Origin of the sequence: Streptomyces sp. CBMA29 (genome assembly GCF_014596445.1) — a bacterium.
In the GTDB taxonomy this organism is placed as follows: domain Bacteria; phylum Actinomycetota; class Actinomycetes; order Streptomycetales; family Streptomycetaceae; genus Actinacidiphila.
On record NZ_MECL01000196.1, the window covers coordinates 20,167 to 42,547 of the forward strand.

16 protein-coding genes are annotated in these 22,381 nt (G+C 71.8%); 12 read left to right on the forward strand and 4 right to left on the reverse strand.

Going from position 1 to position 22,381, the window contains the following annotated elements; genetic code table 11:
• Nucleotides 1-65 precede the first annotated feature (65 nt).
• A complete protein-coding gene (locus BGM09_RS25930) occupies nucleotides 66-1,460 on the reverse strand; it encodes an SMI1/KNR4 family protein (RefSeq protein WP_188284117.1) in 1,395 nt (464 codons plus the stop codon).
• 295 nt (nucleotides 1,461-1,755) lie between these two features.
• Here BGM09_RS25930 and BGM09_RS25935 point away from each other — a divergent pair, with 295 nt between their 5' ends.
• Complete coding sequence (locus tag BGM09_RS25935) at nucleotides 1,756-3,777, forward strand: ABC transporter ATP-binding protein (protein WP_188284118.1); 2,022 nt, start codon at nucleotides 1,756-1,758, stop codon at nucleotides 3,775-3,777.
• A gap of 137 nt (nucleotides 3,778-3,914) precedes the next feature.
• On the forward strand, nucleotides 3,915-6,068 hold the full coding sequence (locus BGM09_RS25940; protein WP_188284119.1) for a nuclease-related domain-containing DEAD/DEAH box helicase: 2,154 nt from the start codon (nucleotides 3,915-3,917) through the stop codon (nucleotides 6,066-6,068).
• 5 nt (nucleotides 6,069-6,073) lie between these two features.
• On the opposite strand, the gene BGM09_RS25945 is transcribed toward BGM09_RS25940, so the two are convergent.
• Nucleotides 6,074-8,206, reverse strand: a complete 2,133-nt coding sequence (locus tag BGM09_RS25945; protein ID WP_188284193.1) for a tetratricopeptide repeat protein — start codon at nucleotides 8,204-8,206, stop codon at nucleotides 6,074-6,076.
• Nucleotides 8,207-8,591: 385 nt separating this feature from the next.
• Here BGM09_RS25945 and BGM09_RS25950 point away from each other — a divergent pair, with 385 nt between their 5' ends.
• On the forward strand, nucleotides 8,592-8,861 hold the full coding sequence (locus BGM09_RS25950) for a hypothetical protein (protein WP_188284120.1): 270 nt from the start codon (nucleotides 8,592-8,594) through the stop codon (nucleotides 8,859-8,861).
• On the forward strand, nucleotides 8,854-9,471 hold the full coding sequence (locus BGM09_RS25955; RefSeq protein WP_188284121.1) for a DUF6879 family protein: 618 nt from the start codon (nucleotides 8,854-8,856) through the stop codon (nucleotides 9,469-9,471). Before BGM09_RS25950 ends, BGM09_RS25955 begins: the two co-directional genes overlap by 8 nt.
• 22 nt (nucleotides 9,472-9,493) lie before the next feature.
• On the opposite strand, the gene BGM09_RS25960 is transcribed toward BGM09_RS25955, so the two are convergent.
• Entirely contained in the window at nucleotides 9,494-12,439 is a 2,946-nt protein-coding gene (locus tag BGM09_RS25960; RefSeq protein ID WP_188284122.1) for an alpha-glucuronidase family glycosyl hydrolase, read from the reverse strand.
• A gap of 426 nt (nucleotides 12,440-12,865) precedes the next feature.
• Between BGM09_RS25960 and BGM09_RS25965 the strand changes: the two genes are divergently transcribed.
• The 7 genes from BGM09_RS25965 (at nucleotide 12,866) to BGM09_RS25995 (ending at nucleotide 21,158) form a co-directional block, all read left to right on the forward strand.
• Nucleotides 12,866-13,414 (forward strand): EF-hand domain-containing protein, encoded by a 549-nt coding sequence (locus tag BGM09_RS25965; protein ID WP_188284123.1) that lies wholly within the window; start codon nucleotides 12,866-12,868, stop codon nucleotides 13,412-13,414.
• Between the two features lie 237 nt (nucleotides 13,415-13,651).
• Nucleotides 13,652-15,058, forward strand: coding sequence for a ricin-type beta-trefoil lectin domain protein (locus BGM09_RS25970; protein ID WP_188284124.1), 1,407 nt, complete (start codon nucleotides 13,652-13,654; stop codon nucleotides 15,056-15,058).
• Nucleotides 15,059-15,195: 137 nt separating this feature from the next.
• A complete protein-coding gene (locus tag BGM09_RS25975) occupies nucleotides 15,196-17,019 on the forward strand; it encodes an alkyl/aryl-sulfatase (RefSeq protein ID WP_188284125.1) in 1,824 nt (607 codons plus the stop codon).
• Between the two features lie 209 nt (nucleotides 17,020-17,228).
• Nucleotides 17,229-18,158: an ABC transporter ATP-binding protein gene (locus BGM09_RS25980; protein ID WP_188284126.1), complete on the forward strand. Its 930-nt coding sequence runs from the start codon at nucleotides 17,229-17,231 to the stop codon at nucleotides 18,156-18,158.
• Nucleotides 18,158-18,976 carry an ABC transporter permease gene (locus tag BGM09_RS25985; protein WP_188284127.1) on the forward strand — a complete coding sequence of 273 codons (819 nt, stop codon included), beginning with the start codon at nucleotides 18,158-18,160 and terminating at the stop codon, nucleotides 18,974-18,976. The genes BGM09_RS25980 and BGM09_RS25985 overlap by 1 nt, the downstream gene beginning before the upstream one ends.
• A 56-nt stretch (nucleotides 18,977-19,032) precedes the next feature.
• Entirely contained in the window at nucleotides 19,033-20,490 is a 1,458-nt protein-coding gene (locus BGM09_RS25990) for a sensor histidine kinase (protein WP_188284128.1), read from the forward strand.
• The gene (locus tag BGM09_RS25995) at nucleotides 20,487-21,158 is read left to right on the forward strand and encodes a response regulator (protein ID WP_188284129.1); all 672 of its coding nucleotides are present in this window, start codon (nucleotides 20,487-20,489) and stop codon (nucleotides 21,156-21,158) included. Before BGM09_RS25990 ends, BGM09_RS25995 begins: the two co-directional genes overlap by 4 nt.
• Before the next feature lie 60 nt (nucleotides 21,159-21,218).
• Here BGM09_RS25995 and BGM09_RS26000 read toward each other — a convergent pair whose 3' ends face one another.
• Nucleotides 21,219-21,728, reverse strand: coding sequence for a hypothetical protein (locus BGM09_RS26000; RefSeq protein WP_188284130.1), 510 nt, complete (start codon nucleotides 21,726-21,728; stop codon nucleotides 21,219-21,221).
• 202 nt (nucleotides 21,729-21,930) lie between these two features.
• On the opposite strand from BGM09_RS26000, the gene BGM09_RS26005 reads away from it, so the two are divergent.
• A complete protein-coding gene (locus tag BGM09_RS26005) occupies nucleotides 21,931-22,380 on the forward strand; it encodes a DUF2199 domain-containing protein (RefSeq protein ID WP_262928414.1) in 450 nt (149 codons plus the stop codon).
• Nucleotide 22,381 lies beyond the last annotated feature (1 nt).

Here is a 22,381-nt window from a genome sequence, read left to right on the forward strand (position 1 = left end):
CAATCAGCCGCCCGAACGCCGGATCGGCGGCGTTTCAGGTCCCGGTCCCACCCGCGGACGCCCGGTCAGGACGTGCCCTCGTGTGCCGGGCCGCGCCGCGTCATCAGGACCTCCTGACCGCGCTCGCGCGTGATCATCTCCGCCAGAACGGGGTGCGCGAGCAGCGATATCGGCGCGATGTGGTCCTCGCTGACCGGCCGCCACAGCCGCAGAGCCGCCCGAACGCCGGTCCATGCCTCGTCGCACAGGGCCGCCCGGACCGCCCGTACCTTCGCGTGGTCGGTCAGCGGGTCGGTCAGCGGGTCGCGCAGTGGTTCCGGCCTCGGAGCCGGGCGCGGGCCGGGCGCCTGGAAGGCCGGGTGCGCGGCGAGCGGGTCGACGACGGCGTGCACGGCCGCGTCGAATTCCGGGCCGCCGCCGAAGGTGAGCCGGAAGTCCGGACCGGAGGCTCTGGCCTCGTAGTCGGCGACGAGTGCCCGTACCGGCTCGGGCGCGTACTCCTTGAGCCGGGGTAGCGGCCGTAGCTCGTGACGGCGGTCGAGCACGGCGAGCCGGTCCTGCCGGACCAGCAGCGGCAGGAGTTCCGCGGCGAACAGCGGGCCGAGGAAGATCTCGTCCTTGTGCGGGTTGTACCAGGTCAGACCCGCGAGGTGGTGGCGCCAGTCGCCGAGCAGCATCGTCATCTGGGCGCTCAGCGCGTCGGCACGCGCGCGTCCGTACTCATGGGCCTGGGCGAACACCGCGAGCGGTCCGTCCACCGCCCCGGCCAGCGCCTCGCGCCGAGCCCGCTCGACCTCCGCGTCCCAGTGGTCCCGCGTGGCGCCGGGCGGATTGCACAGGGCGTGGAAGGACACCCACTGCTCGTGCATGAGGTCGTGGAACGATCCGCACGGCTCCGGTCCCTCGCCCGACCACGACGCGAGCCAGTACGCCGCCCACTCGCCGTTCTCGTCCACGTCGTCCGGGTCGAGCAGCATGACCGCGGCGTCGCCTTCGAGGGACAGGCGCAGGGAGCGCCGGAGCATCTTCGCCTCGCGGACGCCGTACGGCTCCTCGTCGTCCTCGTTGTCCTCGTCGTCCTGGACATCCTCGTCGTCCTGCTCACCGGTCTCGTCCTCGGCGTTCTCCTCCGCCAGGTAGTCGTAGACCTCGATCCAGGTGCGGTCGTCGGTGTCCCGCAGCCACTCCAGCTCCGCGCATCCCGCCATCCGGTAGATGAAGACCCCCGCGTCCCGCCAGCCGTCGGTGACGAGCAGGAATTCCCGCAGCGACGGCGGCAGCCGACGCCCGAGCCGTGCCTCGGCCGCCGCGACCGCGTCCTCGCTCGCGGGCGCGAACCCCAGCCACCTGTCCCGTAAGACCTCCTCCGCGAGCGGCCCCCGCCGCTCAGGATCGTGTCCCGCGATCCACTCCTCGCTCCACCGCTCCAGAAATCCCCGCCAGTCCGCACGTCCACCCATGGCCCCGCCCCTCACTGTCCGTCACCTTCCCCCACTTCACCACAGGGGTACGACAACGGCGCTGTCGCGGAGGTCCGCCGCCTCCGCAGCGGACCGGCGTACGCCGTCGGGGTGCGGCTGCGTCCTTGCGCCGACCGGGGCTTGGCGAGCGGGCGGTGGCGGCGGGGCGGTTGGAGCAGACTGGTGGGCCGCGTCGCGTCGGGGCGAGCCGGCGGACCGAGCCGGGTGCTTTCGTCCTCCTTCCGCCGAGCCGGTCCGGTGACGACCGCCACGTCACGGCGAAGGGCGTACACCGATGACCGAACCCCCGACGACCGAAGAGCCCCCGACGACGGACCAGCCTCCGATGGCCGGCCTGCCCCCGACGACTCCGGCGGGCACCGCGACTGCCGACGACGACGGGAAAACCGTGCCCGGCGAGGAGTTGCGCCTGGCGTTTCCGGGCGACCGCAGTGAGGAGGCCGGTTACGCGATCACGCTGCGTGCGATGGCCCGCCGTCTGCCCCAACTGGTGCGCCGCGCCCTGGGCATGGCCTGGCACGTGGACCGCAGAGCGGTCACCGCGCTGCTCGCCTGCCAAGTCCTGTCCGGCGTGCTGGAAGCGCTCGGCCTGCTGGCGGTGACCGGTACGGTCACGGCGGTCATCGCGTCGGGCCACATCGACGAACGGCTCCGCCAAGCCGCGCCCTCCTTGGCCCTGTTGGCGTCGGCGGCGGGCGTACGGGCGGTGCTGGGCATCGCGGTCACGGGTCTGTCGACGCGCCTGGCCCCGCGGATCTCGCGGGAGGCGGAGCTGCGGCTGCTGGACGCGGCGACGCACGCGGAGCTGACGGCGTACGACCACCCCGGCTACAACGACCGCTGGGACGCGGCCGACCGGGGCGTCGAGGTCTCGCAGGACATGCTCAACCAGTCGCAGAACATCCTTGCCGCGGCCGCCTCCCTGATCGCGGCGGCGGCCGTACTGACCAGCGTCCACCCGGTGTTGCTGCCGCTCCTGGTCCTGGCGGCGCTGCCGCAGGCGATCGCGGGCGTACGGGGAGCGCGGCTGAACTACCTCGCGTCGCTGGAGACGATGAAGGACCGCCGCCTGCTGGGCGCCCTGCGGTGGAATCTGGTCGACAAGCAGCACGCCGACCAGATCCGTTCGGGCACGATGGCCGACTTCCTGCTCGGCAAATACCGGGCGGCCGGGGCCAGGGTGGACACCGCGACCGACCGCGCCGCCTGGCGGGCGGCGAAGATGTCGCTGGTCGGGAGCCTGGCCGGGGGAGTCGCGGCCGGAGCGGTCTGGGCGGCGCTGCTGTTCCTGATCAGCACCGGCCGTGTGTCGGTCGCGTCGGCGGGCACGGCGACGTTCGCGCTGCGTTCGGTCGCCATGGGGCTGCACGGCATCATCGGCTACGGCGCCATCATCTTCCGTACCGGGATGTACCTTGACGATTGGTCAGATTTTTTGGACGAGGCCGGCGGCCATCGCATCGCCCGGGGCGACGCCGTCCCGACCGGCCCGGCCGTCGTACGCGCCGACCGTCTCACGTACACCTATCCGCACGCCGACCGGCCCGCGCTCCGGGACGTCAGCCTCGACGTGCGGCGCGGCGAAGTCCTCGCCCTGGTCGGGGAGAACGGCTCGGGCAAGACCACCCTCAGCAAACTCCTGTCCGCCCTCTACCTCCCCGACAGCGGTGCCGTCATCTGGGACGGCGCCGACACCCGCACCCTTGACGCGCACGCCGCCTGGTCACGCGTGGCCGTCGTACCCCAGGAGTACGCGAAGTGGCCGCTGACGGCCCGCGACAACATCACCCTCGGCCAGCCCCGAACCGAAGCCCCCGACAGGGCAGTTGACACGGCGGCCCACGCGTCGGGGGCCGACGAGGTCGTCACGTCCCTGCGCTCCGGGCTCGACACCCTCCTGGCCCGCGAATGGTGGGGCGGCCAGGAACTCTCCGGCGGCCAGTGGCAGCGCGTCGCGCTGGCCCGCGCCTTCCACCGCGACGCCGGACTCCTCGTCCTCGACGAACCCACCGCCGCTCTGGACCCGCGCGCCGAACACCGCATCTTCACCGGCCTGCGCGAACTCGCAGCCGACCGCGCCGTCGTCCTGGTCACCCACCGCCTGACCAACGTCACCGTCGCCGACAAGATCGCCGTCCTCGACCAGGGCCGCCTCGTCCAGTACGGCACCTTCGCCCAACTCCGGGACACCCCGGGCCTCTTCCACGACCTCTGGCTCCTCCAGAACGACCGCGAACCCGGCATCCCCGCTCAGCCCACCGGCCCCGTGGAGCAGCAGCAGACGGCCAGCCTCTGAAGCCGGGTGACGTCTCCGGAGACGCTCGCAGCGCCGCTACGGTGCGGGTCCGGCCGTACTTCGCCCCGTCCGACGCCCCCTGCCGCTCCGTAGCGGAGCGTCCTATGATCGTCGCGCTACGTGGGAGGGGGTGGGTCATGGCGGCGGGGGGATCGGCTTCGCGGCGGGCTCAGGAGGCGCGTCGGCAGGAGCGGTTGCTGCGGGAGCAGTGGCACGCGGCGCGGCGGCAGGCGCGGCAGTGGGAGAGCGCGAGCGAGGGCGAACAGCGGGTCAGCGCGCAGTTGTTGATGCTGACCGAGCGCGGCTGGCGGCTTCTGGTGGACCGGCGGTGGCCGGGTACGCGGTCCGCGAACGTGGACATGCTGCTGGTCGGACCCGCCGGTGTCTTCGTCGTGGACGTCAAGAACTGGCGCGCCGACCCGGAGGTGGAGGACGGGCGGCTCCTCGCGGGCGGTGAGGTGAGGGACGAGCACGCGCGCAAGCTGTCGGCCGTGACCAGGACCGCCGAGACGGCGGTCGCCTCGTTGGGGATGTCCCCGGTGGCGGTCCGGCCGCTGATGGTCTTCGCCGACAAGCGCGTTGACACCGCGCTGGGGAGGATGCGGCTCCTGGGCGAGCGCGAGGTCGGCCCCTTTCTGCTGGCGGAGCGCCACCGGCTCAACGCCGCCTCGGTGCGCGTCATAGCCGACCATCTGGAGCGGGTGTTCCCCGAGTACGAGGGATCGTCCGTCACAGAGCCGGCCACAGAGCCGGCCACAGCACCGGCCTCCGGCGCATCCGCCGCACCGGCCCCCGGCGCATCCGCCGCACCGGCCACCGTGCCGCGCCCCGGACGCCAAGAACCGTCCCCCGCAGGGCTGTTCGACCTCGACGGCATGCGCGAGGCCGCACTGGACGCCGCCATGCGGGCACCGATCGAGCAGTGGATGACCTTCCTCGCCCAGGACCAGGTGTCCCTCGTACGCCGCAACTGGTCGGGCCCCGCCCGTATCAGCGGACCCGCCGGTACGGGCAAGACCGTCGTCGGTCTGCACCGCGCGTCCTACCTCGCCCAACGCACCACAGGACGCGTCCTGTACGTGACCTTCGCCAGCAACCTCCCTCGCGTGCAGGAGACGTTCCTGCACGCCATGTCCCCGGCGGTCGCCGACCGGGTGGAGTTCCGCAGCCTGCACTCGTGGGCGCAGCAGTACACGCAGGACCGCGGTGTGCCGGTGAATCTGAACGGGGACAAGGCCGAGACGGCCTTCAGCCTCGCCTGGACGCACGCGGGGCGCGACAGCCCGCTGACCGAACTCGACCCGTTGCCGCGCTACTGGAAGGACGAGATCGACTACGTCATCAAGGGCCGCGGGATCACCTCCTTCGAGGAGTACGCCGTCCTGCCGCGCCGCCGCCGTCGGGTGGGCCTGCGAAGGCCCCACCGGCAGGCGGTCTGGGGACTCTACGAGGCGTACGAGTCGCTGCGCGTCGAACGCGGCGTGCACGACTTCAACGATGTGCTGACCCTCGCGCTCGCCGAAGCGAGCAGCTCCACCGACGCCGCGCCGTACGCGGCCGTCATCGTCGACGAGGTGCAGGATCTGACCCTCGTCGGGGTCAAGTTGCTGCACGCCCTGATCGGCGACGCTCCCAACGGCCTCCTGCTCGTAGGGGACGGGCAACAGGCCGTCTACCCCGGGGGATTCCGGCTCTCGGACGCGGGGATCGACATCCGCGGCGAGCGCGGGCAGGTGCTCAGCACCAACTACCGCAACAGCAAGAACATCCTCGACGCGGCCCTCGCGGTGGTCGCCGACGACGCCTTCGAGGACATCGACGGCGTACGCAGCTCCGGCGCGAGGGAAGTCGACCTGACCTATCACGACGGCCAGGTGCGGCGCGTGGACCGGCCGACCGTCGAGGACCACGACCGGGCCCTGCTGGAGGCGCTGTTGGCACTGACCCCCGCCGAGCGCGCCGACTCCGCCGTGCTCTGCCCGTCCGTACGGGCCATCGGCCGCTACCGCGATCTCCTCACGGCTTCCGGCGTCCCGGTCTGCCTGCTGGAGCGGTACGCCGGTCACGCAGTCGAGGGCGTCAAACTCGGAAGCTACCGGCGCGCCAAGGGACTTGAGTTCAAGCGCGTCTACCTTCCGCGCTACGAAACCTCCCTGCTGACCGGCGGCGAAGGGCTGTCCGAGACCGAGCGGGAGCGCCGGGAACTCGGCCGCAGCCAGCTCTTCGTCGCCATGACCCGCGCCCGCGACACCCTCTGGCTGGGCAGCGTGTCGCCCACTGCCCGAGCATGACCCGCCTACTGACGCTCCGCGCGCAGCGTCCGCAGAAGGTCACGGCTCGCCACGGTGAAGGGGTGATCCCGGCCGAGTCCCTGGGCGCGTCGCGCGACGACGTCGTCCATGAGCCCGATGCCTTCGTCCGCGTGCCCGAGCGCGGTGCGGGTACGGGCCTGGAGTTGGCGGGCGGCGAGGGCGATGGGGTAGTCGGGTCCGAAGCGGTGCAGATAGGTCTCGGTCACCTCGCCGATCTCGCTGTCGGCTTCTTCGAGACGGCCCAACTGGAAGAGCGCCCAGGCGTGGTTGTGGCGGGCGCCCACGGAGACGGTGTGGTGGACGCCGAGGTGTTCCGCGCATTGCCCCGGCAGCGACAGCAGGCCCGTGCGTCCGTCCTCCGCGGTCAGTTCCGCGGCGCCGAGCGCGGCCAGAATGCTCGACCGGGAGCGCAGCGTCAGCGGATGCCACGGCCCCAGCGCGGCCTGGCGGCCGGCGGCCGTGGCGTACAGGAGCGTCAGCGACTCCTCGGCGCGGCCGAGATTGCGCAGGACGAGTTGGAGCCCGTGCGCGCTGTCGAGGCTGTCCGGGTCGTCGGCTCCGAACTGCTGCCGCTGGGCCGCGAGCGTGCGCCGCAGCGACTCCTCGGCCTCGGCGTAGCGGCCCAGCCGGAACAAGGCCCGTCCGGCGCGTGAGCGCGCCGCGAGTACGGCCCGGTGTCCGTCGCCGAGCGTCCGCGCGGCGATGTCCGCCGCTGAGCCGACGGTCTCCCACGCCGACGGGTAGTCGCCGGTGCGGTGCATCGCGGTGGCCAGCCGGGTGGCCACCTCCAACACCTGCGCGACGGCGGCGGGTTCGCCCGTCCGCCGGAGCAGTGCGCGTACGTGGGGCGCGAGGAGCCGCAGCCGCGGATCGTACGGCCCCGCGTCGGGCACGTCCGGCAGTGCGGCGCCGAGCAGCCGGCCGGCCGTCGCGTCGAGCAGAGGTGCCTGCGCCGCCGGGGTGGCCGCCACGACGCTGTCGAGCAGCACACCGTGCCCGAGAACGCAGCGCAGCCCGGCGTCGTCGCCGACGTCGACCCGCTCGACGAGCGAGTGGTCGAGCAGGGCGCGCAGCGCCGACTCGGCGCGACCGCGGGGTAATACGGCGCTGATGCCGTCGTCGTTCAGGACCGGCAGCGGCAGCGGCTCGGGCGCCAGCCGGGCGATCAGACGCAACAGGTCGACCGCTTCGGGCAGTCCGCGCGCCGCGAAGGCGTCGAGTGTCAACTGCCAGGTCTGTCCCACCAGATGGCGGGGGTCCGCATCACTCAAGGCATCGGCCCCTCGGTCGAGCAGCTGGACGGGGAGTTCTTCCTCCAGATGGCGTCCGTACACATCCATCGTCCAGGGCTCTATGACCTGGTGGGAGAGGAAGCCGCCCGCGAGGGTGAGCGCGAGCGGGAGGCGCCCCAGGCGGTCGGCGATCTCGGCGGCCTGGGCGAGCGTGCCGGTGTGCGGGGCGAGGTCACGCAGGACGCGCGCCGCGTCCTCGCGCGGCAGGACGCCGATGTGCTGGAGTTCCGCGCCGGGCCACCAGCGCGGTGCGGCACGGCGCGTGGTCACCAGCACCGTGCCCCGCGGGCTGGTGCGCAGCCAGCTGCCGTCGCTGAGGATCGCGGGGTCGTCCGCGTTGTCGAGCACCAGCAGCCAGGGATCGGGGGAGCGGGCGAGGTACCGCCAGACGAGGTCGGCCGCGGGCCGGTAGCCGTTGCGGGCGGCCAGCAGTTCGCCGTCGGCCGCGCCCCGGTCCGCGGCGACCGCGAGCATCCCGGAGCGCAGGCTCGCCCGGTCCGTGGCGTTCACCCAGAGTCCCACCCGTCCGTACTCGGCGGTGGCCGTCTGGAAGAAGGCGTGGGCGACCGCGGTCTTGCCGCAGCCACCCATGCCGTACAGCACGAAGATCTCGTCGCCGCTCTCCGCGGTGAGGGCGCTCCTCAACCGGTCGAGGACTTCGGTGCGGTCCCGCAGGACCAGGGGCGGACGGCCGACGGCGGGCCGGCGCACCGAGTCGGGGCCGGCCGGCGCCTGCGGCCCGCCGTCGTAGTGGTGGTGCTCGCTGATGTGCTGATCTCCCGATGCCTGGTAGACCCGGCCGTCGTCCTGGGCGCGGCCGTCCATGGACCCGCCGGTCGTACCGCTCACCGCTCGGTGACGCGCTGGTGGCGGCGGGGCTGGACGCGGCCGGTCTGGACGTGGTGCCACCGCGCCAGGACGCGGTCACGCGTGGTCCGCGTGGGAACCGCGAGTTCCGGATCCACAGCTCCCCTTACCATTCAATAATGTGATCGTATTGTCTTTGAGTCAAAACGACGACCGGCCGTGTCCGGCGCGGATCATTATTGCATCGGGAGTCGAATTGCGATAGGCATGCGAAGGCGGTCGCATGCCTTGTGGTGGCATATGCCAGGCGGCTGGTTTTCGGGTACTCTCCGGCTGTAGTGACGCCGGTGCGGGTACGATCCGCACGCGGTACGACAGTGCGTAGCCGATCCTGGGGGCAACCATGACCAGACCATGGGAAGCAGATCCTGACACCACATTCTTAAAGCGCCTCGGTAAATCACCTCAGGAGCTGGGGAATACGACCGACACCCCCGACTGCCCTGACATCTGGGAGCTGGAGAACGGCGACATCGCCGTCATCGGCCGGGATCTGACGGCCTCCCTCGGGCGAAATCTGCCCGCCGGGGTCTCGGTCGGCTCCGATGAGCGACTCGTCGTCATCCCAAGGAACATGCTGATCGCGGCGAAACCGGACATTCCCAGTGTTTGACTCCTTTCCCCACGGCACCTTCGAACGCCTCGCCCGGCCCGCCTACCACGAGGAATTCTTCCGGGTCCTCAAAAGCGGCGTCAGGAGCCAGGACAAGCTGGAACGCGGGCAGCATTTCCAGGAGCGCGGTTTCGCGAGCTGGGAAGCATTCGCCGCCGGGCGCTGGGAAGAAGCACTCGCGCTCATCGAGGAAAGACGTCCGGTCTATGCCCGGCAGTTCGCCGAGGCGGAGGATCTGGGCGTCGCGCAGCGGCGGCTCCGAGTCGTCGAATTCCCCGTGACGCCGTACGTGCAGTGGGAATTGCACGTGCTGCGCCTGCGCGCGGCCGTGGGCGACCGGATCAAGGTCCTGGACGCGCGGACGATCGCGGACATCGAGCGCGAGCGCACGGTGCCGGAGGTCGTGATCCTCGGCGACGTGGTGATCTACGAGGTGCAGTACGACGACGAGGGAAACGCGGACGGGGCCAGACGGTACGCGGATCCCGCCCTGATCGCGGAGACCAGGGCGGGATTCGCATCGCTCTACGCGCGGGGCGAGCCCTTCGCCGACTTCTTCGAGCGCGAGATCGCCACGCTCTCACCGCCGGTCATCGACGGCGTCGGCTAGGGCCCGTCCGGCGGATCACGCCCTAGCCGTTCGCGAGGACCACGCAGGCGGTGAGGTGCCAGGTCTTGGTGGGGAGGGTGGAGAGTTCGAGGTCGACGGTGCGGCCGGAGGGGCCGCCGTCGAGGGGGACGGGGAGCCAGGCGAATTCGCGGCCGTCGAGCTGGGGGGTGCGGGCGAGTTCCTTGCCGTCGGCGCGGACGATCAGGGGGCGGTTGAAGGTGTTGGGGTCGCCGGTGAGGAAATGGGCGGTCGCGGGGCCCGCGGGGAGGGTGAGGCGCAGGACGGTGGGGGCGGCGGAGCGGACGTAGTCGCGGCGGACGACGTCGAACAGGCCCGTGTCGGTGGCCTCGGGTGTGCCGCCGACCCAGCCGAAGCCCGCGCCCTCGGTCCAGACGGAGCCGGGGGAGAGGCGGGTGTAGCCGCTGAGGACGGGGGACGAGGAGGTCCCGGCGTCGAGGGCGTACAGGCACTGCGCGGCGGGCGGGACGACGACGGTCTTGGCGAAGCTGCGCAGCGAGGCGTCGAGGGCCTGGACGGAGCCGGACCGGGGGAGGGCGTGAATCGTGGTGAGCGCGGGGGCCCGCGGCGGGACGACGGTCAGCTTCACGGTCGTGTCGCCCGCCGGGTCCACATAGGCGGTCGCGGGCTGCGACCGCCAGCCCGCGGGCACGTCGAGGGAGATGTCCGTACGGAGCCCGGAGCCGGTGGCGTTGACGACCTGGACGGGCAGTTCGTTGAGCTCACCGCCCAGCAGGACCGTGTCGGCCGGGGCGACGACGGCCTGGAGCCAGCCGCGCCGCTCGTCGCGTATCCGGCTCAGCTCGAACCAGTACGCGACCAGGGTGTCGCGCCACTTGGCCGCCTCGGCCGCCTGCCGCTCCAACTGCGCGTGTACGTCGGCGAGTCGGCGGTTGTCGACGCGGCGGCGCAGGGCGTCCCAGTCGTCGCGCATGTCCGCCACGCGCGCCGCGCCGGAGAAGTGGGTGTCGTAGATGTGCTGGATCACCGTGGCGCCGCCGGCCAGTTGGTGGGTGTACGGCACGTGGTGGAGGAAGAGGAGCAGCTCTTCCGGGCAGTCGGCCAGTGACTCGTACGTGTCGCGGATCGCGGGCGCGTACACGCCGGTGTAGCCGTCGCCGGTGGCGAGCGTGCGGTCGTAACCGACGCCGTTGCGGTCGGACTTGTGGAACTGGGTGGTCGTGGTCGGACTCGGCTCGAAGTGCCCGGTGACCGAGCCGTCCGGCGGATGGGTCAGGTAGCCCGTGCCCAGCGGCGAGGTGTAGTCCTCGTAGGTGCGCCAGGAGCCGAGGAGCAGCGCGGACACGGTCGTCACGACCTGTGCGTCGTTGCCGAACGTCATCCGGGTCCACTCGTCCGCGAGTTCGTCGGCGGAGAGCTGCGGATTCCACGAAAGGCGCCCGTAGCCATGGGTGTTGGCGGCGGCGAGGTGGGAGCCGGTCCAGTTCCTGGAGTCGCCGAAGTTCATCACGCCGGCGAATCCGCAGTGCGTGTACGGGTACGTCTGGCCGGTCACCACCTGGGCCACGGTGCTGCCCGCGCCCGGCTTGAGCGTGTCGAAGTCCAGGACTTCCTTCCACTGCGGCACCAGGTAGCACAGGTGCGTGGAGTGGCCGGTGTACTCCTGCGTCACCTGGAGTTCGATCATCGAGTTGGTACGCGGCAGCGAGCCGAACAGCGGGTGCGCGGGCTCGCGCACCTGGAAGTCGATCGGCCCGTTCTTGATCTGCACGACGGCGTTGTCCGCGAACTTCCCGTCCAGCGGGGTGAAGTCGACGTACGCCTGCCGGTCCCAGTTCGCGTCCGTGTCGTGCACGAACGACCGCCACATCACGATGCCGCCGTACGGCTTCACCGCCCCGGCCAGCAGATTCGCGCCGTCCGCGTGCGTACGCCCGTAGTCCAACGGACCAGGGCGGCCTTCGGAGTTGGCCTTGACCAGGAAGCCGCCGAAGCCCTCGATCCTGCCGTAGATCTCCGCGGCCTTCTTCTTCCACCACTCCCGCACACCGGGGTCGAGCGGGTCGGCGGTCGTGAGGCCGCCTATGTCGATGGGCGCGGCGAAGTTCGCCGTCACGTACAGCGCCACGCCGTACCGCCTCAACACCCCTGCCAGCGCGGCGAGTTTGGTGAGGAACGGCTCGGCGAGATAGGCCGCCGTGGTGTTGACGTTGTTGATCACGGCGCCGTTGACGCCGATCGAGGCGAGGGCGCGCGCGTAGTCCGTGTACCGCTCGTCGAGCCGGGGCAGCCTGTCCCAGTCGAAGAACGACAGGCCCGCGTAACCGCGTTCGATCGAGCCGTCGTCGTTGTCCCAGTGGTCCGCGACGCGCAGGGGCGCCGCCGGCCGCTCGGTGACGTCGATCCGCTCCAACGGGCGCGCGGTCTGCACGAGCCGCAGCAGGTGGAACGCCCCGTAGAGCACCCCCCGGTCGGCGTTGGCCGCGATGACGGTACGGGTCCTGCCGCGGTCGGTGACCCGCCGGATCACGTAGCCCTCGTCGCCGAGCCCGGCCAGCGCCTTCGCCGGTACGAGCGCGCGGACCAGCGGGGAGCTGTGCGGGGTGCCCACCACGAGGGCCGCGGCCCCGGTCGCCCTGCCGCGCGGCGTCACGCGTCTGCCGAGCAGCCCGCTCAGCCCGCGCGCCAACTCGTCGACGGCCGACCGCTGTACGGGTCCGCCGCCCTCCCACACCAGTGAACTCAAGCCGTTCCGGTACCGCTTGAGCCGCCCGGCGTCGTCCACCTTCCGGTAGCGCAGCCACAGCTCGTACCCGTCCTCGCCGGGCAGCCCGCCACCCCCCGACAACCCACCGGAGGCGGCCGGTTCCGTCGCCCGCGCCACCTCTGCCGCCTGTGCCGACGCCGGAGCGGAGAGGGCGAGTGGACCGGCCGCGCTTCCCAGAGCGGCTGCCGTGAGGACGCTGCGCCGCCGTATTCCTGAGCTCATGTTTCTCACTTCCGCCGATGGACGAACAGTGCACGTTCAGGGGTGAGGATCAACTGGCGCAACCGTCACATGCGCTATGACACGTGTCAACACAACCAGCCAGAAAAGAACATGGCGCTCGGTGGTGTGCATGAGGTCTGGTTCACAAGGGAGTGGGGACGGTAGCCAGTACGCGCCAGGTGTGCGCGGATTTGCGGGAGTCAGGTCTACGTACATGAACGACAGTCGTGTATGAAACGATCAGAATCCAACAGATCTGAGACGGTGTCAGGCGACCCAAAGGGTGAATGTCCATACGTATGTGCTTGTGGTGGCGCGAGCGCGCCCCGGTCTACCGTTGTTTGTCGCCCGCTCTCGCCAGCTGTCGCCGCGCGGTGGCGGGCACGGACGCTTCGTGGTTCGGGTCGAGGTCGAGGGGGACCGCTCATGGCCAGCGCGTTTCAGGAGCAGAAGCTCAGGGGGATGTTCGGCGCGTTCGACGCCGACGGCGACGGTTACCTGCGCGAGGAGGACTTCAGGGCGCTCGTCGCCCGCTGGAACCGGCTGCCCGCGGTGGCTCCGGGCACGGAGTTGCGCGCACGGGTCGAGACGCTGCTGATGGGCTGGTGGGCGGCGCTGCTGGAGACCGGCGACACCAACGGGGACGGTGCGGTCGACTGGGGTGAACTGCTCGCGCTCGTCGACCGGTTGCCCACGATGACCGCGGACGTCGTCGCCACCGCCGACATCGTGTTCGAGGCCGTGGACGCCAACGGCGACGGCGTCATCTCCCCGGAGGAGCACCGCACGCTCGTCGAGACGTGGAACGGTCGGCCCGTCGACATGACCGGCGTCTTCGAACTCCTCGACCTCAACGGGGACGGCCACCTTAGCCGGGCGGAATTCACCCTGCTGTGGCGCCAGTTCTGGATCAGCGACGACCCGGCGGAGCCGGGCAACTGGCTGTGCGGACGGTTCCCCACGCAGCGGCACTGAGGTCGCCGAGGTCGCCGCCGCGGGCCCGCGCGGGAAGCGCGGGCCCGTGGCCGGTCCCCCTCGGGAGCGGAAGCCTCTCTCCGGTCAACTCCCCAGCCACTCCAGTCACTTGCGTCCGTCGAACCTGTTGGCGCGGCGCGCACCCGGTGCTACTGTCCGCTGCTGACAACGTTGCCAGAGTCGTAGCCGCCCCAGCGACACTGCCCGCTACGGTTCCCGTCCGGTGGAGGTCTCGCGATGAGAAGTCCGCACGACAGCGCACGGGCGTCGCGCAGGCGCCTGATACTCCGGGTGGTGACCGCGGGCCTCGGCACCGCGGCGGCGACCGCCCTGCTCGCACCGACGGTTTCGGCGGACACGCGTGCGCGGGGAACGGCCGCGACGGACCAGGTCGCGACGGACCAGGTCGTGACGGACCAGGCCGCCCTTACGACCACGGCCGCGCGTACGACCGTCATCGCCCGCCCCGCCGGCGCCGGCGTCACCGCCTCCGCCTCCGGCCTCGACTACGTCGCCATGGGAAGCTCGTTCGCCTCCGGGCCCGGCATTCCGCCGCTCCAGACGAGCCCGGGAGCGTCGGCGTGCGGACGTTCGGCGAACAACTACGCGAGCCTCGTCTCCCGCGACCTGGGGGCGAATCTCTCCGACGCCACCTGCGGCGGGGCCACCACGGCGAATGTGCTGACGACCAGTCAGAACGGCCAGCCGCCGCAGATCAGCGCGGTCACCGCCGACACCCGGATCGTCACGGTCACGATCGGCGGCAATGACGTCAACTACCTGGGCAGCATCGGCACTTACTCCTGCCAGACCAGCGGCGGTTCGAACTGCGGCAGCGTCGACCGCAACGCGATCGACCAGACCTTCGGCGAACTCGCGGGCCGTATCGAGAACGTGGTGAACGCCGTCCACGGCGCGGCCCCGCAGGCCCGCGTCTATCTGGTCGACTACTTCACGATCCTGCCCGACTCGGGCGTCTGCTCCGGCGTGCCGCTCACCGACGACCAGGCGTCGTACGAACGCGGCATCGCCTCGCGGCTGGCGGCCGTCACCGTCACCGCGGCGAACGCGACCGGCGCCACGCTGGTCGACCTCGCGGGCGCGAGCCACGGGCACGACGCCTGCGCGGCCACGCCGTGGGTGGAGAAGTACACCGTCGCGGCCGGGCGGACCTCGTACCACCCGAACGAGGCGGGCATGCGGGCGGCGGCGTCGCTGGTCGAGTCGGCCCTCGCGTCGACCGGCGTCACGACGTCGGGCGCGATCACCTCCGGCATCCCCGGCAAGTGCGTCGACATCGCGAACAGCGGCACGGCGAACGGCACGGTCGTCCAGCTCTACACATGCAACGGCACGGCCGCGCAGAAGTGGACGGTCGCTCCCGGCGCGGGCGGCGCGATCCGCGCGCTGGGCGGCTGCCTCGACGTCGCCGGCGCCGCCACCGCCAACGGCGCCCTCGTCGAGCTCTGGTCCTGCAACGGCGGCGCGAATCAGCGCTGGGTCGCGCGGCCCGACGGGTCGCTGCTCAATCCGCAGTCGGGCCGCTGCCTCGACGATCCGGGCTTCTCGACGGCCGACTGGACGCGGTTGCAGATCTGGGACTGCAACGGGGGCGCGAACCAGGCGTGGGCGCTTCCGGGCTGAGCCCGAGCCCGAGCCGGAGCCCGAGTCCGAGTCCGAGCCCAAGCCCCAAGCCCGAGCCCGAGCCCGCCTCGGGCGGATGACCGGCGGTGCCTCGACGCCATGAGGACAAAAGGCTTATATCGCCCTAGCCTCATCTCATGACCGACCTCCCTTTCGACGACGTCCGGGACTTCGCGAACGCCGACCGCGGCTTCGTCGCCGCGCCCGCGTCCACCGTGGTGACGGCCGAGGACGGGTCGGTGGTGTGGGACTGCGGGGCGTACGCGTTCATGACGGCGGCGGAGTGTCCGCCGACCGCGAATCCGTCGCTGTGGCGGCAGGGGCAGCTCTGCGCCCGGTACGGCCTGTACGAGGTCACGCGGGGGATCTACCAGGTCAGGGGGTTCGACCTGTCGAACATGACCCTGGTCGAGGGGGAGCGCGGAGTCATCGTCATCGACCCGCTGATCTCGACGGAGACCGCGGCGGCGGCCCTGGCGCTGTACCGCGAGCACCGCGGCGACCGCCCGGTCACCGCAATGGTCTACACCCACTCGCACGGCGACCACTTCGGCGGCTCGCGCGCCATCGTCCCGCACGGCGCCGAGCAGGACATCCCGGTCCTGGCCCCGGCCGGATTCCTGGAGCACGCGGTCGCGGAGAACGTGTACGCGGGCACCGCGATGACCCGCCGCGCGGTCTACATGTACGGGTCGGAACTGCCCAAGGGACCGGCGGGCCAGATCAGCGCCGGTCTCGGCGCGACGACCTCGACCGGCACGATCAGCCTGGTGCCGCCCACCGTGCACATCACCAGCACCGGGCAGGAGGAGACGCTCGACGGCGTACGTATCGCCTTCCAGCTCACCCCCGGCACCGAGGCCCCCTCGGAGATGAACTTCCTCTTCCCCGACCACCGGGCCCTGTGCATGGCAGAGAACGCCACGCACACGCAGCACAATGTGCTGACCCTGCGCGGCGCGGTCGTCCGCGACCCCCGGATCTGGGCGCACTACCTCTCCGAGGCCCTGGCGATGTTCGAGGGCAAGGCGGACGTCGTCTTCGCCTCGCACCACTGGCCCACCTGGGGCCAGGAGGAGATCACCGCGTTCCTCACCGGGCAGCGCGACCTGTACTCCTACCTCCACGACCAGACCCTGCGCCTGCTCAACCAGGGCCTGACCGGCCCCGAGATCGCCGAGCAGCTCACCCTTCCGCCCGCTCTGGAACGTACGTGGGCGGCCCGCGGCTACTACGGCTCGGTCTCGCACAACGTCAAGGCGGTCTACCAGCGCTACATGGGCTGGTTCGACGGCAACCCGGCCCACCTGTGGGAGCACCCGCCGGTCGAGCAGGCCCGCCGCTTCGCCGCCGACTACGGCGGCACCGACGCCCTCGTGGCCAAGGGCCGGGAGTACGCCGACGCCGACGACCCGCGGTTCGCCGCCACGCTCCTCAACCACGCCGTGTTCGCCGAGCCCGGACACCGGGGCGCGCGCGAGGCGCTGGCCGCCGTCTACGACCGCCTCGGCCAGGGCGCCGAGAACGCCACCTGGCGCAATTTCTACCTCACCGGCGCCATGGAACTGCGCGGCCGCCTCGCCACGGTCCGCCTCGACACCGCCAACCCCGAGATGGCCATGGCCCTCACCGTCGACCAGCTCATCGACTCCCTCGCCGTCCGCGTCGACGGCCCCCGCGCCTGGGACATCCGGCTGACGATGGACTGGCACGTCACCGACCACCGCCGCACCTGGCGCCTGACCCTCTCCAACGGCGCCCTCACCTACCGGTCCGCTCCCGGCGCCCCCACCGCCACCACCGCGGACCTCACCCTCACCCTGACCAAGGCCCAGCTCCTCACCGCCCTCGCCACCCGGAACCTCGACAACGTCACCACCGAGGGCGCCCCCGACACCCTCTCCCGCCTCCTCTCCGTGCTCGCCGCCCCGGACCCGGACTTCCCCCTCGTCACACCGTGAGTCCGTGTCACACCGTGAGCCCGTGTCCCGCCGTGAGTCCGTGTCACGCCGTGAGTCCGCAGGGATGAGAGCGCACTGGTACCGCGGTACCAGTGCCGCGCCGAAGGGTCTCCCACGGTTCCAGCGATCGGCCCGCCCGCCCTCGTAACGTCGAAGGCGCGGGTGGCGCGCGTGCGCGGGACGTGAGAGGACCAGGGGACCAGAGGCCGATGATCGAAGTGCGTGAACTGACGAAGCGGTACGGGGACAAGACGGTGGTCGACCGGCTGTCGTTCTCCGTGAGGCCCGGTGAGGTGACGGGTTTCCTCGGGCCGAACGGGGCGGGGAAGTCGACGACGATGCGCATGATCGTCGGCCTGGACGCCCCGACCCGGGGCTCGGTGACCGTCGGGGGCCGCCCGTACGCCCGGCACCGTGCGCCGTTGCGCCAGATCGGTGTCCTGCTCGACGCCAAGGGGGTCCACCCGGGGCGGAGCGCGTTCGGGCACCTCAAGGCGCTCGCGCTCACGCACGGCATTCCGCGCGGCCGGGTGGACGAGGTCATCGAACTGGCGGGTCTCGGCAGCGTGGCAGGCAAGCGGGTCGGCGCGTTCTCGCTCGGCATGGGCCAGCGGCTCGGCATCGCCGCCGCCCTGCTCGGCGACCCCGAGGCCGTCATGCTGGACGAGCCGGTCAACGGCCTCGACCCCGAGGGCGTGCTGTGGGTGCGCAATCTGCTGACCGGGCTGGCCGCCGAGGGCCGGGCCGTGATGCTCTCCTCGCACCTGATGAGCGAGATGGAGCTGATCGCCGATCACCTGGTGGTCATCGGGCGCGGCCGGCTCCTCGCCGACACCTCGCTCAAGGACTTCACGCACCAGGCCGGCGGCGGCGGGGTGCGGGTCGTCAGCGGCGAGGCCGCACGGCTGCGGGAGGCGCTGGCCGCGCCGGGCGTCACCATCACGTCCTCCTCCGACGAGGAGTTGCTCGTCCACGGCCGGGCGGCCCGCGACATCGGCACGGTCGCCGCGCACCGCGGGATCGCGCTGTACGAACTCGCCCCGCAGTCCGTCTCGTTGGAGACGGCCTTCATGCGCCTCACCCATGACTCCGTGGAGTACCACAGCGACCCCGCGGGCACCGAGCGGAAGGCCGCCTGATGACCACCGACACGATTGCCGTCGCCGTACGCGCCGATCGGGACGGGCAGGGGGTGACCGGCCGCCGCGTCCTGCGCTCGGAGCTGAGCAAGTTCCTTTCGCTGCGCTCCAGTTGGATCACCCTGGGGGCCTCGGTCGCCGTACTCGTCGCCTTCGGCGTGATCGCCGCCGCCGTCTACCGTCCCCCCGGGGCCGACGCGACCGGGACGCCCGACGACCCGGTGGGCCTCGCGCTGACGGGCGCGAGCGTCACCGGTCTGATCGTCGGCGTGCTCGGGGTGATGATGTCCGCGGGCGAGTACAGCACCGGCATGGTCCGCTCGACCTACGCGGCGGTGCCGCGCCGGTGGCTGGTCCTGGCGTCGAAGAGCGCCGTGATCGGCTCGCTGGTCCTGGTCCTCACCGCGGTCGCCGCCCTGGCGACCTTCGGCCTGGGCGCGGGGAGCCTGCGCGGCGACGACATCGCGCTGTCCCTGGGCGACGAGGGCGTGCTGCGCGGCCTGGTCGGCGCCGGTGTCTACCTCGCCCTGTTCGCCGTGTTCGGCGTGGCCCTGGGGACGCTGATCCGGTCCGCCTCCGGGAGCATCGCCGCCCTGGTCGGCCTGCTGATGCTGCTGCCCGGCCTGACCTCCCTGCTGCCCGACTCGATCCAGGACGCGGTCGAGCGGTACACCCCCGGCAACGCGGGCTCGGCGATCTACGCCCTGCACAAGGCGTCGGACTCCCTGTCGCCCGGCGCGGGACTCGCCGTCTTCGCCGCCTGGGTGGCCGTGGCCCTGGCCGCCGCGGCCATCCGGCTGAAGCGGTCCGACGTCTGATCGTCGGAGCGGCCGACCGTTCGTCGGAAGGGTCACCAGCGGTGACAATGAGGCTTATGCACCGGGACCGCAACCTCAGGGCCACCATCGCGGCCCGGGGCCGGGACGTCAGAGCGCGCGGCCGGGATCTCAGGGCCGGGTTTCCGGCCAGGAGGCGGGACCCCCGGGTCGAGGCCGCCGCCCGGGACCGGGGGACGCCGCTGCCGGCCCTCGGGCCCGAGGCCGCCTTGGGGCACCCGGTCCTGAACCTCATGCTCCAGGGCAGCAGCCTCCTGCGGGAGTACGACCGGCGGCACCCCTGGCTGCTGGACACCACGGTCGTCCTGCTCTTCGCGGGCGTCTGCCTGCCCAACCTGCTCTCCGGCGGCACGTCCGCGGCCGTCGCGGCGGCCGACGCGGACGGGGCGCCGTCGACCGCCACCCTCTACGTACTGTTCGCCGCGCTCGTCCTGCCGCTGTGGTGGCGCCGCCGCGCCCCGGCCACCGTGCTGTTGGTGACGATCGCCGCCTTCCTCGTTCAGTCGGCGACGGACGCGGGGCTCGTCGCCTCGTTCAGCCCGCTCATCGCCCTGCACAATGTCGCCCGGCACAGCTCCCCGCGCGTGCTGGCCTGGGCCACCGCCGTGGCCGCCGCCGCGAACGTGGTCGACGTCTTCGCCCTGGAGACCACGGGCAATCAGTTCCTCGTCCTCTTCTTCCTCCTCGGGCTGGTGACGGCCGCCGCCGCCACCGGTCTGACCCTGCGGACCCGCAGGATGTACCTGACCGCGCTGGAGGACCGCGCCCGGCGCCTGGAGGTTGAACGGGACCAGCGCGCCAGGCTCACCGCCGCCGCCGAACGCACCCGTATCGCCCGCGAGATGCACGACATCGTCGGCCACAACCTCTCCGTCATGGTCACCCTCGCCGACGGCGCCTCGACGCTCGCCGCCCGCAACAACGAGAGTTCGACCCCGGTCCTGCGCATGGTCGGCGACACCGGGCGGCAGGCTCTGGGCGAACTGCGCCGCGTGCTGGGCGTCCTGCGCGGGGACGACGACGCCGCGGACCGGCGGCTCAGACCGCAACCGGGCATCGGCGACCTCGACATGCTCCTCGCACGGGTCCGCGCGGCGGGCCTCGCGGTGACGTACCGCACCACGGGCGAACTCGCCACGCTGGGCGAGGGCCTGCAACTCACCGTCTACCGCATCGTCCAGGAAGCCCTGACCAACACCCTCAAGCACGCCGGTACGGCCACCGCCTCGCAGGTCACCGTCACCGCGGACGCGGGGACGGTACGGATCCGCGTCACCGACACCGGCCCCCCGCCGAACGCCGCCGGCCCCCCGGCGCCCCCCACCGGGGACGACGAGCACGGCCACGGCCTCGTCGGCATCCGTCAGCGCGTCGCCCTCTACGGCGGTACGGTCACCATCGGTCCGGGCGCCGACCAGCCCGGATGGACCGTCGACGTCCAACTCGACGCGACCGTCGACCCCACCGACCAGAAGGCGGAAAGCCACCTGCCATGACCACCTCCGTGCTGATCGTCGACGACCAGCCCATGCAGCGCTTCGGCCTGCGCATGCTCCTTGAGGGCAGCCCCGGCGTGACCCCCGTCGGCGAGGCCACCCACGGCGCCGAGGCCGTCCGCATGGCCGCCGAACTGCGCCCCGACGTCGTCCTCATGGACATCCGCATGCCCGGCATGGACGGGCTGGAGGCCACCCGCCGGATCGTCGCGGCGGGCGGCCGTACCCGCGTCCTCATCGTGACCACCTTCGACCTCGACGAGTACGCGTACGAGGGCCTGCGCGCCGGGGCCAGCGGCTTCCTCCTCAAGGACGCGGGCCCCGAGGAACTCGTCTCGGGCATCCAGGCCGTGGCCACCGGTGACGCCGTCGTCGCCCCCAGCCTCACCCGCCGCCTGCTCGACGCCCACGCCCACGACGTCCTCACCCCGACCGGCTCCCCGACCGCCCAGGACCCCCGCCTGCGCGAACTCAGCGCCCGCGAAAGGGAAGTCCTCGTCGCCATCGGCAACGGCTGGACCAACTCCGAGATCGCCCGCCACCTCGTCCTCTCCGAGTCCACCGTCAAGAAACACGTCGGCCGCGTCCTCGCCAAAATCGGCGCCCGCGACCGCATCCAAGCCGTCATCCTCGCCTACGACGCGGGACTGGTCCGCTCCAAACGCTGACCGCCGGAACGTACGGATTCCGCCGCCGCTCTTCCGGCGCTCTTCCGCTCCGGCCGACGTTCAGCCCGGCCCGTGCCGGGACCCGAGGTCGCCGGCGCTGAGACCGGGATTCCGGTACCGCTCCGTGAGCCGGTCGACGACGGTGTGCAGCGCCCCCTCAAGCCGGGCCAACGTCACTGCACCGCCTGGCTGTTCGTAAGTGAGCAGCTTGAGGATGTTCAGGAAGTGGGACCGGGCCGGGTCCGGTGTCACCGCGTCGAGCCCGGCGAAGAGTTCGTAGTGCCACCGGGACGCGGAGACGACGCGCGCGAGCGGAACGGCGGCCAACTCGTCGCGGTCCAGGGGACGTCCGGTGGCGACGGCGGCGTCGTTGGACAGCGCGAACAGTCTCACCGCGAGCAGCGTCCTGCTCAGGCCGTCCGCCGCGGGAGCGGTCATCCGCCACGTCGCGTAGCTCTCCAGGCGGCGCTCGCGCTGCCAGGGCACCTCGTCGTGGACGTCGAACACCGCGTCGCCGTACGCGGCGCAGGCGTCCCAGATCCGCTGGGGGGAGTCGACCGGGTCCGGCATGGAACCGATCCTCCCGCACCCGCCCGGCGATCCGTACGGGCAACGGGAAACCCCGGGGTGCGGGCCCAGGCCCGAAACCCCGGGGTGCGGGCCCGAAACCCTGGGGTGCGGCCTCGCGCTTCGTGACCACTAGGATCCCGCCATGTCTGACGATCTCGGCTTCACGTGTTCGTGCTGCGGAAACCACCACGCGGAGCTCCCCATGAGCTACTCGACCCTCGCTCCCGACGTCTGGGACCCCGTCTTCGAGGCCGATACGAACAGCATGCTGTCGTCGGACCAGTGCGTCATCAGGGGCCAGCACTTCTTCGTCAAGGGCCTGATCGAGATACCCGTGATCGGCGGCGAGGACGTCTTCTCGTGGGGCGTCTGGGTCTCCCTGAGCAAGGACAGCTTCGCCCGCGCCCTCGACCTGTGGGACACCGAGGGCCGCGAGGCCGAGAAGCCGTACTTCGGCTGGCTCAGCACCGAGCTGTCCCTCTATCCCGAGAGCACCACCGACCTCAAGACCAACGCCCACACCCGGCCACTGGGCACCCGCCCCTTCATCATGCTCGAACCGACCGACCACCCCCTCGCCGTAGAACAGCGCACCGGAATCACGCCCGCCCGCGTCCGCGAGATCGCCACGGCGGTGCTCCACCCGGCCTGAC